Raw genomic sequence first — 12,196 nt, forward strand, 5'->3', positions numbered from 1 at the left:
TCTGCAAGGGGAGACGCGGGCTTGCGCCAGCCGGGCTCAACGCCGCGGATGGACGCCACCTACGTGGGCATGCTCCAGCGTCTCGGGGGGATCGACCGGCTGGGACAGTTCATTGAGGATGCCGCACTCGCCGACCTTGCCCTGGCCTGCGCAGCGACGGCGCAGGCCTTCCAGTTCGACCTTGAGCCTGGAGAGCTGAGCGATCCTCTGCTCGACGTGCCCCAGGTGCGCCTCGATCAGGGCGTCGGCCTCCTCGCAGGGCTGCTCGGGATCGTCCTGACACACCAGCAGCGCGCGGATCTCGTCCAGCGTCATGTCCAGGGCGCGGCAGTGACGGATAAAGTCCAGGCGCTCGGCGTGGGCCTCACGATAGAGTCGATAGTTGCCCTCGCTGCGCGCAGGCTCGGGCAGCAGGCCTTCGCGCTCGTAGTAGCGCACCGTCTCCACCTTGACCCCGCTGCGTCTTGCCAGCTCGCCGATCTTCATGGGTTTTCCTCCCGCCAAACGTCCGTCCATTCTGGCCAGGCATCGACTGTCTCGTGCCAGCCCTTGACCCTATAGTGACTACAGGGTGTCAACTCTGACTCAGAGACCCGAGTGGAGTTCCCAGGATGGTAGATTCCCCCAAGATGGTAGATTCCCCTGAGATGGCAGATTCCCCTGAAGAGCGCAGCGCGAAAAGTACGAGCAAGGCCGGCTGCTGCGCTTCCCGAAGCGCAGACGGCGATTACAGTGTTGACGCAAGACCGGCAAGCACAGATGCCTGCTGCGGCTCCGACGCCAGGTCCGAAACAGTAAGCGAAACCAGGCCGGCGGGAACCAGTACCTGCTGCGGGGCAGCCGAAACTGCCGACACCCCACAGAGCAGCGAAGCGTCCCCTTCGGCTAGTCGTCTTGCGCTGACCATCGACGAGATGTGCTGCCCCACCGAAGAAGGCGTGCTCAGAAAGGTGCTGGCCGATCTTCCCGGGGTCGAGGCACTGAGCTTCCAGCTGATGCAGCGTCGTCTGGTCGTCCATCACCACGGTGTCGATCGCGACGCCTTGGCCGCCCGTGTCCGCGACACCGGCATGACGCCTCGCTTCGAGGATGACCAAGGCGCCAACGCCGCCGATGATTCCCGCAGCACCACGACGACGCCCTGGGGGCGCCTCGCGCTGGCCGGCATTCTGGCCCTGGGCGCCGAGGCCATCGGCTGGCTCGGGCTGACCGCAGGCTTGCTTACGCCGCTGCTGGCCATCGTCGCCATCGCCCTGGTCGGCATTCCCACCTGGAAAAAGGGCCTTGTGGCGCTGCGCCACGGCACCCTCAACATCAATGCGCTGATGAGCGTGGCGGTAACCGGCGCCATGCTGATCGGCCACTGGGCCGAGGCGGCCATGGTGATCGTGCTGTTCACCCTGGCCGAGCACCTCGAGGCCGGGTCGCTTGCACGCGCGCGCCAGGCCATCTCAGGACTGCTCGACCTGGCCCCACCCAGGGCACGGGTGCTTGATGAAGGAGAGTCTGGCAGCGGCGAGTGGCGCGAGATCGACGCTGACGACGTCGCCATCGGTGATCTGGTCAGGGTACACGCCGGCGAGCGTCTGGCGCTGGACGGCGAGATCGTGCGCGGTGACCCTAGCCTGGATGAGGCGCCGATCACCGGCGAGAGCCTGCCGCGTGATCGCTCCCTCGGCGAGAGCGTCTACGCCGGCTCCATCAACCTGGCCGGCGACTTCGACTACCGCGTCACCCGGCGGGCCAATGACACCACCCTGGCGCGCATCATCCACGCGGTGGAAGAAGCCCAGTCCCGTCGTGCGCCTACGCAGCGCATCATCGATCGCTTCGCCGCCATCTACACCCCGGTGGTGTTCGTGCTGGCCGGGCTGGTCGCGCTGGGCTGGCCACTGCTCGGCCTCGGCCCCTGGCTCGACGGGGTCTACCGCGCCCTGGTGCTGCTGGTCATCGCCTGCCCCTGCGCGCTGGTGATCTCCACCCCGGTAACGGTGGTCAGCGGCCTCGGTGCCGCCGCACGCCAGGGTATCCTAATCAAGGGCGGCGTCTTTCTCGAGCAGGCCACCCGACTCACCCACCTGGCGCTGGACAAGACCGGCACCCTGACCGAGGGCAAGCCACGGCTGGTGCGCTCAGCTGCGCTCGGTGACAGCAGCGACGCCGAGGGACAGCGCCTGGCCCTCGCCCTGGCGGAGCGCTCCAACCATCCGGTGTCCCGCGCCCTGGTGCAGGGGCTGGGCTCTCAGCCTACGGTGTCACTGGAAGGTGTCGAGGAGCGCGGCGGTCGTGGTCTGGTGGCAAGCGAGGCCGATAGCGGTGCGAGGGTGTGGCTCGGCAACGCCCGCCTGGCCGGCGAGATGGGGGTCAGCCAGGCCCAGCTGACCAGCAGTGACGCCGACAACGACGACGCCGGTATCGTCTGGCTGGGGCGCGACGATCGGCTGCTGGCCTACTTCGCGGTCAGGGACGCCCTGCGCAGCACCAGCCGCCAAGCCATCAAGCGCCTGCATCGCCAGGGGGTGAGCGTCAGCATGCTCAGCGGCGACGCCCAGGCCAGGGTCGATGCCATCGCTCGTGAGGCCGGCATCGACGAGGCCTACGGTGAGCTGTTGCCGGAGGACAAGCTGTCGCGCCTGGACGCGCTGTCCCGCCGCGGTGTGTGCGCCATGGTCGGCGACGGTATCAACGACGCCCCGGCGCTGGCCCGGGCCGACATCGGCATCGCCATGGGCGCGGCAGGCAGCGACGTGGCCATCGAAACCGCCGATATCGCGCTGATGAACGACGACCCGGCCAGCCTGCCACGGCTGATCGACCTGGCCCGCAGCACCCGCCGCCTGCTGGTGCAGAACATCGCCCTGGCGCTCGGCATCAAGGCGGTATTCCTGGCCCTGGCGCTGACCGGCCACGCCACCCTGTGGATGGCGGTGTTCGCTGACCTGGGCTCGAGCCTGCTGGTCGTGGGCAACGGACTGAGGATACTCAGACAGCGGTTTGATGGTTGATAGGCAAAGAGGGAGCATCTGAGTCTGGCTCTTCTGGCGAAGGCAGCTCCCATACTCCCGACCAACACCGCAGCGCGCCTTGTTGCCATGCAGTCAAGTGACTACGATGAATGCACTGAATGCAGTGGGAGACGCTACCGATGGCCATGCTGACGGTTCGCAACCTTCCCGACGAGGTACATCGCGCCCTGCGCATCCGTGCGGCTCGACACGGTCATAGCATGGAGGCGAAGGTACGCGAGATCCTCGAGACGGCGGTATCGCCCGAGGGCAAGGTCAAGCTGGGTTCGTTGCTGGCCGATATTGGCAAGCAGGCCAGGCTGAGCGACAGCGAATTTGCCGTGTTCGAGCAGGCCCGCGACAAGACGCCTGCGCGACCGGTGAGTCCATAACCCGACGCGCCATCACGGTATCCCTCGCGACGAGTCGAACTGGGAGAAGGTGTCCCATACCGACATACGATCAAAGTCCTCCGGCACGCTGAACTGGCCATCAAGAAAGCCAAGCCGCCTCAGGTGCTCGGGCTCCGGTCTTTCGATGGAGGTAACCCGAACCACCGGCTTGCCCGCCATTGTAATGAAGCATCCTTCTCCCTGACGGACTCGCTCGACGAGCTGTACCAATTGCGTGCTGGCTTCTTCGATGTCAAAGGATCGCATGCTCTTCCCCCCGCCTGGTCACGACAAACTGCCTGCGACATGAGACAAGCGTATAGCCGTATTCAGCTTGCTGCAGTCATCGTCACTCCTCCCTGACCACCATCGCCTCGCGCATGAAGCGCAGTATCCACTCGGCCATCACGCCGTCGTCGATGCGTCCGGCCAGCGAGGCCTCGCCTGGCGTGTCCGCCAGCTATTTGGCGGCCAGACCTCAATCGCTACCATGTTCTCGAATATACTGTTTCAGGGCCTGGTCGATGCGGCGCTGCCAGCCATCACCGCCCTGCTTGAAGTGGTCAATGACGTCCCGAGACAGACGGATCGACGTCTTCACCTTCGTCGGCGTTCGTTGCGCCCCCCGCTGCCCGATGGCCCGCTTGAGGTTTGCAGGCAACACCTCATCCATGGGGCGCATACGTTCGATATCCTCATCGGTGAGTTCCCGGACCTCACCTGTCCTGTCCGTGAGTCGCCTTGTCATAGCGCCGCACCTCCCGAGCGTTGGCCTTTCTCAAGCTGATGACGCGAATTCCACCTTCAATCGGCGTGAAGCACACCACGTGGGCCCGCTGACCGATCATCCCGATGGCAACAAACCGACGCTCCGGGTAATCGTTGCGCTTGTCCTCGGTCAGTAGCGCCCCTTCCCAATCGAAATGAAACACCTCGCTGAAGGGCAGGCCGCGCACTCTGGCATTCCAAGCGCTCTTCCCCGGATCGAAGTCGATGATCATGCTTTAAATGTATGGACAAAAAAAGGACAAGAAGGTTCGTTCTCCCACAACGCACTCGTTGCCGAAACTAATGCTTGCCAGGTGCCTTGGCTGCCACCACCAAATAATGGCCTCCATCTTGCGTCTCGTCACCCCTCCCTGACCGCCATCGCCTCGCGCATAAAGCGCAGTATCCACTCGGCCATCACGCCGTCGTCGATGCGTCCGGCCAGCGAGGCCTCGCCCTGGCGTACCCGTTCTTCCCCGACCAGGCCCTGGCGCAGTCGCATCAGGTCGCGGGAGTAGTCGGGGCGAAACTCGGGGTGGCCCTGGACGCCAAGAAAGCAGCGGCCGACGCGGATCAGGTAGTGGGGGCAGAAGCCGCTGCCGCCCAGGGTCGAGGCGCCTTCGGGCAGCGCCTCGACCTGATCCTGGTGGCTGACCAGCAGATCGAGGTCATGCTGCCAGGGGGTCATCCAGGGCTCGCGCTCGCCGACCCGATTGTTGGAAAGCCCCACGCCCCAGCCCTTGGGACTCTTGATCACCTCGCCGCCCAACGCCTTGACGATCAACTGATGGCCGAAGCACACCCCCACCAGAGGCTTCTCCGCGCGATAGAGCGCGCGCACGAAGTCCTCGAGCCGGGCGATCCAGGCGTGGCCGTCGTTGACCCCGAACTTCGAGCCGGTGGTCAGCCAGGCGTCCACTGCCTCGACGTCATCGGGAATCTCGCCGTCCAGGCAGCGGTAGACCTGCCACTCGAGGCTGACCCCCAGAGAAAAGGCCGCCGGCGCCAGCAGCGCCTCGAACATGGCCGGATAGTTGCCGTGGGCGTCGATCAGCTCCGGCGCCACGTCGTCGCACTGCAGTAGACCGATTCGCATGATGTTCTCCATCACCAGTACTCCCTTGACGCTGGCCGGCCACCTTGCCAGAGACGACCCGGGCGCCGCCAGGGCTACGTCATCGGGCGGGGCCGGGCGCTATACCAACGCTATACCAAGCGCTATAGCCGGCCCTGCTGGGCCGCCAGGAAGATGCGTTGATAATCCTCGGCCGTAAAGGCGATGGGATTGCTTGCCGCGGACGGATCGACCACCGCCATTTCGCCGATCTTCACCGCCTCGGCGGCGTCGATGCCGATGGCCGCCAGGTCGTGGGGGATCGCGAGCCGCTCACGCAGCTCGAGCACCCAGTCGATGGCACTTGAGGTGCCCGGCTGGCGGATATCGAGATAGCGACACAGGCGCACCATGGGCTCGCCGATGGCGCGCTCGTTGGCCTTGAGCACATAGGGCATCAGGATGGCGTTCAAGGTGCCATGGTGGGCGTCGTACAGCGCCCCCAATGGATGGGCCAGGGCATGCATGGCGCCGAGCCCCCGCTGGAAGGCGGTGGCGCCCATGCTCGATGCCACCAGCATGTTGAGCCGGGCCTCCAGATCGTCGCCGTGGGCGTAGGCCCGGGGCAGATAGTCACGGACCCGGCGCATGCCCTCCACCGCGATGCCCTCGGCCATGGGGTGATAGCCCGGCGCGCACCAGGCCTCCAGACAGTGGGACAGAGCATCCATACCGGTGGCGGCGGTGACCGCAGGGGGCAGGCCCACGGTCAGGGTCGGGTCCAGGATCACCCGGGCCGGCACCATGCCGGGGTGGAAGATGATGCGCTTGACCCGCTCGGCCTCATCGGTGATCACCGAGGCGCGTCCTACCTCCGAGCCGGTACCGGCGGTGGTCGGCACCGCCACCAGCGGCACGATGGCGTCGCCGTCGGCGTTCTTCCAGTTGTCGCCGACGTCCTCCAGCGACCACAGCGACAGGCCGTCGCGCTGATTGGCCATCAGCGCCACCGCCTTGGCCGCGTCGAGTCCGGAGCCTCCGCCGAAGGCGATCACGCCATCGTGTTCCCCCTGGCGGAAGGCGTCGACGCCGGCGATGACGTTGGCACCGGTGGGATTGCCCTTGATCTCGGCAAACAGCCCCGCCCTGAGTCCTTCGCCGGCGCAGTGATCGAGCACTTCGCGCACCATCGGCAGCGCCGCGAGCCCCGGATCGGTGATCAATAACGGCGCCGTCATGCCAAGCTCTCGACACTGGGCCGGCAGATCACGAATTCGACCGGCGCCGGTGAGGATGGCCGAGGGGTAGTTCCAGCTGGTGGTGTAGCGGCTGATATCGCTCATGGTTGCCTCAGGCGTGTTTCAGGTGGAAGGACTTGGGCCGGGTCAGGCTGTCGAAGCCGAGCCGCGACAGCGAGCAGCCGCGCCCCGAATGCTTGACGCCGGTCCAGGCCAGCTCCGGGTCCAGATAGTCGCAGCGGTTGACGAAGGCGGTGCCGACCTGAAGCCGTGCGGCCAGCGCTTCGCCGGTGGCCAGGTCGCGGGTGAAGACCGCCCCGGTCAGGCCGAACTCGGAGTCATTCATCAAGGCGATGGCCTCGTCATCGCCGTCCACCGCCATCACCCCGACCACCGGGCCGAAGCTCTCCTCGCGCATCACCGCCATGCTGTGGTCGACCCCGGTCAACAGCTGTGGCGCCAGATAGGCGCTGCCGGGGCGCGACAGCGGATAGTCGCCGGGGTCGATCCAGGCGCGGGCGCCGGCGGCCACTGCCGCCTCCACCTGGCCCCGTACGAAGTCGGCGGCGGCGGGCTTGACCACCGGCCCCAGGCTGGTAGACGGGTCGCAGGGGTTGCCGAGCCTGAGCTGCTTCAGCCAGGCCACCGCCCTTTCGACGAAGTCATCGAAGATGGCGCGCTCGACGTAGATCCGCTCGATGCCACAGCAACTCTGGCCCGAGTTGAAGAAGGCGCCGTCCATCACCCCTTCCACCGCGCTGTCCAGGTCGACGTCGGCGCGCACATAGGCGGCGTCCTTGCCGCCGAGTTCCAGCGCCGTGGCGATAAAGCGCCCGGCGGTGGCGGCTTCGACGGTGCGACCACCGCCCACCGAGCCGGTGAAGGACACATGGTCGATGCGAGGGTCACCCATCAGGGTCTCGGTGGCCTGGTGGCTCAGGTGCAGGTACTGGAACACCCCCTCGGGGATACCCGCCTCTCGGGCGGCCTCGACCATGCGCTCGGCACACAGCGGGGTCTGGGCGGAGTGCTTGAGAATCACCGCATTGCCGGCGAGGATCGCCGGCACCACGGCGTTCACCGCGGTCATGTAGGGGAAGTTCCAGGGCGCGACGATCAGCGAGACGCCCAGCGGTTCGCGGCGGATATAGCGGGTAAAGCCGGGCTTGTCGGCCAGGCGCAGCGGCGCGAGCGCCTCAGGCGCCATGGCGATCATTGCCCGGGCGCGCTCCTCGAAGCCGCCGATTTCCCCGCCGCCCTGAGAAATGGGCCGGCCCATCTGCCAGCACAGCTCCTCGGCGTGCTGATCGCGCCGGGCGACGAAGGCGTCCACCATTGCGCTGCACAGGCGGCAGCGCTCGGCGACGTCACGCTCGCGCCAGTCCTGCTGGGCCTCGACCGCGCGGACCAGGGCCGTTTCGATCTCGGCCGCGCCGGCCTGCTCGCGCTCCACGTACACCGAGCCGTCCACCGGCGATATCGTCTGTTGAATGGCCATGCAGTTCTCTCGTCTGTCGGTTGGCGGGATGCCGGGCATCCGCGTCAGATGATCTCGATACCGGGCATCCGCGTCAGATAATCTCGAAATAGCGATCGAGCTCCCAGTCGGTGATATGCCGACGGAATTCGCGCTCCTCCCACTCCCGGGTGGCGGCAAAGTGCTCGACGAAGTCGTCGCCGAAAAGCCCGCGCGCAGGCGTCGATGCCTTGAGCCGCTGGGCCGCCTCCCACAGGGTTCGCGGCAGCGCCTGGTGCTCGGGATGGTCGAGCTCGTAGGCGTTGCCGGTAACCGCGGTATCGGGCTCGAGCCCCTGCTCGATGCCATAAAGGCCGGCACCGATGGCGGCGGCCAGCGCCAGGTAGGGATTGGCGTCGGCGCTGCCGAGCCGGTATTCGACCCGCTGGGACTTGGCGCTGCCGGGGATCACGCGCAGGGCGGTGGTGCGATTCTCGACGCCCCAGGTGGCGTCCGTCGGCGCCCAGAAGCCGGGAATCAGCCGGGTGTAGCTGTTGATGGTGGGGGCGAACATGGCCAGAAACTCCGGCATCAGCCGCTGCTGGCCGGCGACGAAGTGACGCTGGATGGCGCTCATGGAGTGCTCGGCGTCGGAGTCGTAGAAGGCCGACTCGCCGCTCTCGAGGTGCTTCATCGACAGGTGGATATGGCCGCTCTGGCCGGGATAGTCCGGCGACCACTTGGCCATGAAGGTGGCCATCAGGCCGCGTCGCTGGGCCCACACCTTGGTGAAGGTCTTGAACAGCGCCGCCTTGTCGCCGGCGGCCAGCGCCTCGTCGACGCCGATGGCGGCCTCGAGCACGCCTGGCCCGGTCTCGGTGTGCAGCCCCTCGATGGGGAAGTCCATGCGCTGGGACAGCTCCAGCAGCTCGTGGTAGAGCTCGGCATGCACCGAACTCCTGAGCATGGAGTAGCCCATCATGTCCGGGGTCAGCGGGCGCAGGTTGCGAAAGCCCTTCTCGCGCACCGATTCCGGCGTCTCCTGGAACATGAAGAATTCATACTCCAGCGAGCCGTGAACCGAGAAGCCCATCTCGGCGGCCCTGCCCAGCACCCGCCGTAGCAGGCCACGCGGACAGATCGCCTCGGCCCGCTCGGTGAATTCGGCCATGAACAGCAGCATGTCGCCTTCGAAGGGTACCTCGCGACAGCTCTCCGGCAGCACGCGCAACTGGGCGTCGGGATAGCCGGTGTGCCAGCCGGTGTAGCGCGTGTTGTCGTACAGCTCGTCCTTGCTGTCCCAGCCCAGCACCACGTCGCAGAAGGCGAAGCCGCCGTCGAGGGCGGCAAAGAACTTGTCGCGGTGCATGTACTTGCCGACCATCACCCCGTCCAGATCGAGAAAGCCGATCTTGACGTGGGAGAGGTTGCGCGCCTCGACCACCCGGCGGGCGTCATCCGCCGTGCGCACGTCCCTGGGATTGAGTCCTGACATCGATCACCCTCCTCATGGGCGAAGGAACAAGGGCGAAGAAACAACGGGCCGACCTTGATTGCCGGGCCGGCCCGCAACGCCCGATATCTACCGAGAGTGTCAGCTGTAGCGGTAGGGAGGTCCCGCCTGCTGCATGGTCTGACGATAGTCCTTGAGGATCTGCACCACCTTGGCGTTGCGCTCGCTCTGGCCTGCGATCTCGTCCCAGAAACTCAGTGCCTCGTCCTCGATGGTCTGCCACTCGCTTTCCGGGATCGAGGTCAGCTCCAGCTTGCCGCCCTGGGTGCGGTAGTGGGCCTCGCCCCACCAGTACCAGTGCTGACGATAGTAGTGAGAGCTGTCCATGCACATTCTGAACAGCGTCTTCAGGTGATCCGGCAGCTCGTTCCAGCGCTCGCTGTTGGCGAAGTAGGAGCCGGCCCAGGCGCCGGAAATATTGTTGGTCAGGTAGTAGCTGGAGACGTCCGCCCAGCCCACGGTGTAGGCCTCGGTGATGCCGGCCCAGGCGATGCCGTCGAGTTCGCGGGTCTGCATGGCGACCTCGATGTCCTCCCACGGCAGGGTCACCGGCACCACCCCGAAGCGGGTCAGGAAGCGCCCGGCGGTGGGGAAGGTGAAGACCCGTTTGCCCTCCAGGTCCTTGATGCTGCGGATCGGCTCCCGGGTGACAAAGTTGCAGGGGTCCCAGCTGCCGGAACCGAGCCAGGTCACTCCCTCGATCTCGCCGTAGGCCTCCTCCCAGATTTCCTTGAGGCCGTAGTGGTTGAACAGGGTCGGCACGTCCAGGCTGTAGCGCGAGGCGAACGGGAAGTAGCCGCCGAACACCGAGACATCGACCGGAGCATTGATCGAGTCGTCGTCGCTCTGTACCGCGTCGATGGTGCCCCGCTGCATCGCCCGAAACAGCTCGCCGGTGGGCACCAGCTGGTCGGAGAAGTACAGCTCGATCTCCATCTCGCCGTTGGCGGCCTTGTTGAAGGCCTCGATGGAGGGCTTGATCACGTGCTCCGCCAGGGCTGGTCCTGCGTAGGTCTGCAGTCGCCAGCGGATCGGCGTCTTCGACTGGGCGTGGACGTAGGGGGCGGCCAGGGTGCCCGCCCCCACGGTGGCGGCGGTGGCGACACCGGCCTTCTTGAGGAAGTCGCGACGATTGGTCATCCGTTCTCTCCCGTTTTCGTTGTTGTTGCCTGACGTTGCGTCCGTAAAGGACGCCTGTGGTCGTCTTCTCCTGCCTTCTTTAAAGCTCCTTGCTTCACATCCCTGCCTGCCGGGCCAAGACCGCGACAGTCTTGCCTCAGTAGTCCCTGAACAGACCCGGCAGCCATAGCGCCAGCTCGGGAAAGGCGGTGATCAGCGCAAGCCCCGCCAGCATGATGGCGACGAACGGCCAGACGCTGCGGTAGATGTCGCCGAGACTGATCTCCGGCGGGGCCATGGCGCGCATCAGAAAGAGGTTGTAGCCAAACGGTGGGGTCATGTAGGCGATCTGCACGGTGATGGTGTAGAGCACCCCGTACCAGATCGGGTCGAAGCCCAGGGTGATCACCAGCGGCACGTACAGCGGCGCCACGATCACCAGCATGGCGGTGTCGTCGAGGAACATGCCCAGCAGAATGTAGGACAGCTGCATCATCACCAGGATCTGCCAGGGGGTGAGGCCGAACTGGTCGAGGAATACCGACTCGATGGCGCGCACCGCGCCGAGACCGTCGAACACCGCGCCAAAGCACAGCGCCGCCAGGATGATCCACATGAACATGCAGGTGATGCCGAGCGAGCGGCGCACCGTGGTCTCGATCACCGCCAGCGTCAGACGGCGCTTGAACGCCGCCGCCAGGGTTGCCGACAGCGCCCCCACCGCGGCGCTCTCGACCAGGCTGGTGACGCCCATCACGAACAGCCCGGTCATGAAGAAGAAGATCGCCAGCGGCATGATGCCCGCGCGCAGAAGCTTCAGCTTGTCGGCGGTGGACAGGTTGCGCTCCTCCGGCGGCAGCGCCGGGCCCAGGCTCGGCTGCAGGCGACAACGCACCACGATGTAGATGACGAACATCGCCGCCAGGATCAACCCGGGGATGGCGCCGGCCAGCCACAGCTGGCTGACCGGCTGTCGCGCGATCATGCCGTAGAGCACCAGCACCACGCTGGGCGGCACCAGGATGCCAAGCGAGCTTCCGGCCTGGATCACCCCGGTGACCATGATCTTGTCATAGCCCCGGCGCAGCAGTTCCGGCAGGGCGATGGTGGCACCGATGGCCATGCCGGCCACACTCAGTCCATTCATCGCCGAGACCACCACCATCAGGCCGATGGTACCCACGGCGAGCCCGCCCTTGAGCCCGCCCATCCATACGTGGAACATCTCGTAGAGTTCGGAGGCGATGCCCGACTCCGACAGCATGTACCCCATGAAGATGAACAAAGGCAGGGTCAACAGCGGATACCAGTTCATCAACTGGATGGCAGCGCTGAACGGCATCTCCATGCCGCCATCGCCCCACAGCAAAAGCGCCGCCGCCGCGCCGACGAAGCCGATGACGCCGAACACCCGCTGTCCGGTCAACAGCAGCAACATCATCGAAGAGAACATCGTCAGCGCGATCATTTCATAGCTCATCGATCGCCCTCCGTCCCTGGCTCTGGCTTAGAAACAGCAACATCATCGACGCTCTCGACAAGGGCAGCATAAGCGCGATCATTTCATGGCTCATCGATCGCCCTCCGTCCCTGACTCTGGCTTAGAAACAGCAACATCATCGACGCTCTCGACAAGGGCAGCGTAAGTGCG

The 12,196-nt window shown here is 65.9% G+C and carries 12 protein-coding genes; 2 read left to right on the plus strand and 10 right to left on the minus strand.

The window, feature by feature from the left end:
- Nucleotides 1-36: 36 nt before the first annotated feature.
- On the minus strand, nucleotides 37-486 hold the full coding sequence (gene cadR / locus NFG57_RS16150; RefSeq protein ID WP_045992798.1) for a Cd(II)/Pb(II)-responsive transcriptional regulator: 450 nt from the start codon (nucleotides 484-486) through the stop codon (nucleotides 37-39).
- 428 nt (nucleotides 487-914) lie between these two features.
- On the opposite strand from cadR, the gene NFG57_RS16155 reads away from it, so the two are divergent.
- Together NFG57_RS16155 and NFG57_RS16160 are read left to right on the plus strand one after the other, a co-directional pair.
- A complete protein-coding gene (locus tag NFG57_RS16155) occupies nucleotides 915-3,005 on the plus strand; it encodes a cation-translocating P-type ATPase (RefSeq protein WP_348814763.1) in 2,091 nt (696 codons plus the stop codon).
- A 119-nt stretch (nucleotides 3,006-3,124) separates the two neighbouring features.
- Nucleotides 3,125-3,397 carry a plasmid stabilization protein gene (locus tag NFG57_RS16160; protein WP_348814764.1) on the plus strand — a complete coding sequence of 91 codons (273 nt, stop codon included), beginning with the start codon at nucleotides 3,125-3,127 and terminating at the stop codon, nucleotides 3,395-3,397.
- Between the two features lie 12 nt (nucleotides 3,398-3,409).
- Here NFG57_RS16160 and NFG57_RS16165 read toward each other — a convergent pair whose 3' ends face one another.
- From NFG57_RS16165 to NFG57_RS16205, 9 genes are all read right to left on the minus strand, one after another.
- The gene (locus tag NFG57_RS16165; protein WP_348814765.1) at nucleotides 3,410-3,664 is read right to left on the minus strand and encodes a type II toxin-antitoxin system prevent-host-death family antitoxin; all 255 of its coding nucleotides are present in this window, start codon (nucleotides 3,662-3,664) and stop codon (nucleotides 3,410-3,412) included.
- 211 nt (nucleotides 3,665-3,875) lie between these two features.
- Nucleotides 3,876-4,145 carry a BrnA antitoxin family protein gene (locus tag NFG57_RS16170; RefSeq protein ID WP_108132401.1) on the minus strand — a complete coding sequence of 90 codons (270 nt, stop codon included), beginning with the start codon at nucleotides 4,143-4,145 and terminating at the stop codon, nucleotides 3,876-3,878.
- Complete coding sequence (locus tag NFG57_RS16175) at nucleotides 4,114-4,398, minus strand: BrnT family toxin (RefSeq protein ID WP_348814766.1); 285 nt, start codon at nucleotides 4,396-4,398, stop codon at nucleotides 4,114-4,116. The genes NFG57_RS16170 and NFG57_RS16175 overlap by 32 nt, the downstream gene beginning before the upstream one ends.
- A gap of 128 nt (nucleotides 4,399-4,526) precedes the next feature.
- Nucleotides 4,527-5,261, minus strand: a complete 735-nt coding sequence (locus NFG57_RS16180; RefSeq protein WP_348814767.1) for a GMP synthase — start codon at nucleotides 5,259-5,261, stop codon at nucleotides 4,527-4,529.
- Nucleotides 5,262-5,383: 122 nt separating this feature from the next.
- Entirely contained in the window at nucleotides 5,384-6,562 is a 1,179-nt protein-coding gene (locus tag NFG57_RS16185) for an iron-containing alcohol dehydrogenase (protein WP_348814768.1), read from the minus strand.
- 7 nt (nucleotides 6,563-6,569) lie between these two features.
- Entirely contained in the window at nucleotides 6,570-7,955 is a 1,386-nt protein-coding gene (locus NFG57_RS16190) for an aldehyde dehydrogenase family protein (RefSeq protein WP_348814769.1), read from the minus strand.
- Nucleotides 7,956-8,028: 73 nt separating this feature from the next.
- Nucleotides 8,029-9,408: a glutamine synthetase gene (locus NFG57_RS16195; protein WP_124803328.1), complete on the minus strand. Its 1,380-nt coding sequence runs from the start codon at nucleotides 9,406-9,408 to the stop codon at nucleotides 8,029-8,031.
- A gap of 99 nt (nucleotides 9,409-9,507) precedes the next feature.
- A complete protein-coding gene (locus tag NFG57_RS16200) occupies nucleotides 9,508-10,566 on the minus strand; it encodes a twin-arginine translocation signal domain-containing protein (protein WP_045992803.1) in 1,059 nt (352 codons plus the stop codon).
- A gap of 136 nt (nucleotides 10,567-10,702) precedes the next feature.
- On the minus strand, nucleotides 10,703-12,025 hold the full coding sequence (locus tag NFG57_RS16205; protein ID WP_045992804.1) for a TRAP transporter large permease subunit: 1,323 nt from the start codon (nucleotides 12,023-12,025) through the stop codon (nucleotides 10,703-10,705).
- Between the last annotated feature and the right edge of the window lie 171 nt (nucleotides 12,026-12,196).

This window comes from Halomonas sp. H10-59, from assembly GCF_040070555.1.
GTDB classification, from domain to species: Bacteria; Pseudomonadota; Gammaproteobacteria; order Pseudomonadales; family Halomonadaceae; genus Halomonas; species Halomonas litopenaei.

Excerpts from the sequence above, each read along its gene's own strand:
- cadR (WP_045992798.1), bottom strand. The coding sequence starts at position 486 with ATGAAGATCGGCGAGCTGGCAAGACGCAGCGGGGTCAAGGTGGAGACG.
- NFG57_RS16155 (WP_348814763.1), top strand. The coding sequence starts at position 915 with ATGTGCTGCCCCACCGAAGAAGGCGTGCTCAGAAAGGTGCTGGCCGAT.
- NFG57_RS16160 (WP_348814764.1), top strand. The coding sequence starts at position 3,125 with ATGCAGTGGGAGACGCTACCGATGGCCATGCTGACGGTTCGCAACCTT.
- NFG57_RS16165 (WP_348814765.1), bottom strand. The coding sequence starts at position 3,664 with ATGCGATCCTTTGACATCGAAGAAGCCAGCACGCAATTGGTACAGCTC.
- NFG57_RS16170 (WP_108132401.1), bottom strand. The coding sequence starts at position 4,145 with ATGACAAGGCGACTCACGGACAGGACAGGTGAGGTCCGGGAACTCACC.
- NFG57_RS16175 (WP_348814766.1), bottom strand. The coding sequence starts at position 4,398 with ATGATCATCGACTTCGATCCGGGGAAGAGCGCTTGGAATGCCAGAGTG.
- NFG57_RS16180 (WP_348814767.1), bottom strand. The coding sequence starts at position 5,261 with ATGCGAATCGGTCTACTGCAGTGCGACGACGTGGCGCCGGAGCTGATC.
- NFG57_RS16185 (WP_348814768.1), bottom strand. The coding sequence starts at position 6,562 with ATGAGCGATATCAGCCGCTACACCACCAGCTGGAACTACCCCTCGGCC.
- NFG57_RS16190 (WP_348814769.1), bottom strand. The coding sequence starts at position 7,955 with ATGGCCATTCAACAGACGATATCGCCGGTGGACGGCTCGGTGTACGTG.
- NFG57_RS16195 (WP_124803328.1), bottom strand. The coding sequence starts at position 9,408 with ATGTCAGGACTCAATCCCAGGGACGTGCGCACGGCGGATGACGCCCGC.
- NFG57_RS16200 (WP_045992803.1), bottom strand. The coding sequence starts at position 10,566 with ATGACCAATCGTCGCGACTTCCTCAAGAAGGCCGGTGTCGCCACCGCC.
- NFG57_RS16205 (WP_045992804.1), bottom strand. The coding sequence starts at position 12,025 with ATGAGCTATGAAATGATCGCGCTGACGATGTTCTCTTCGATGATGTTG.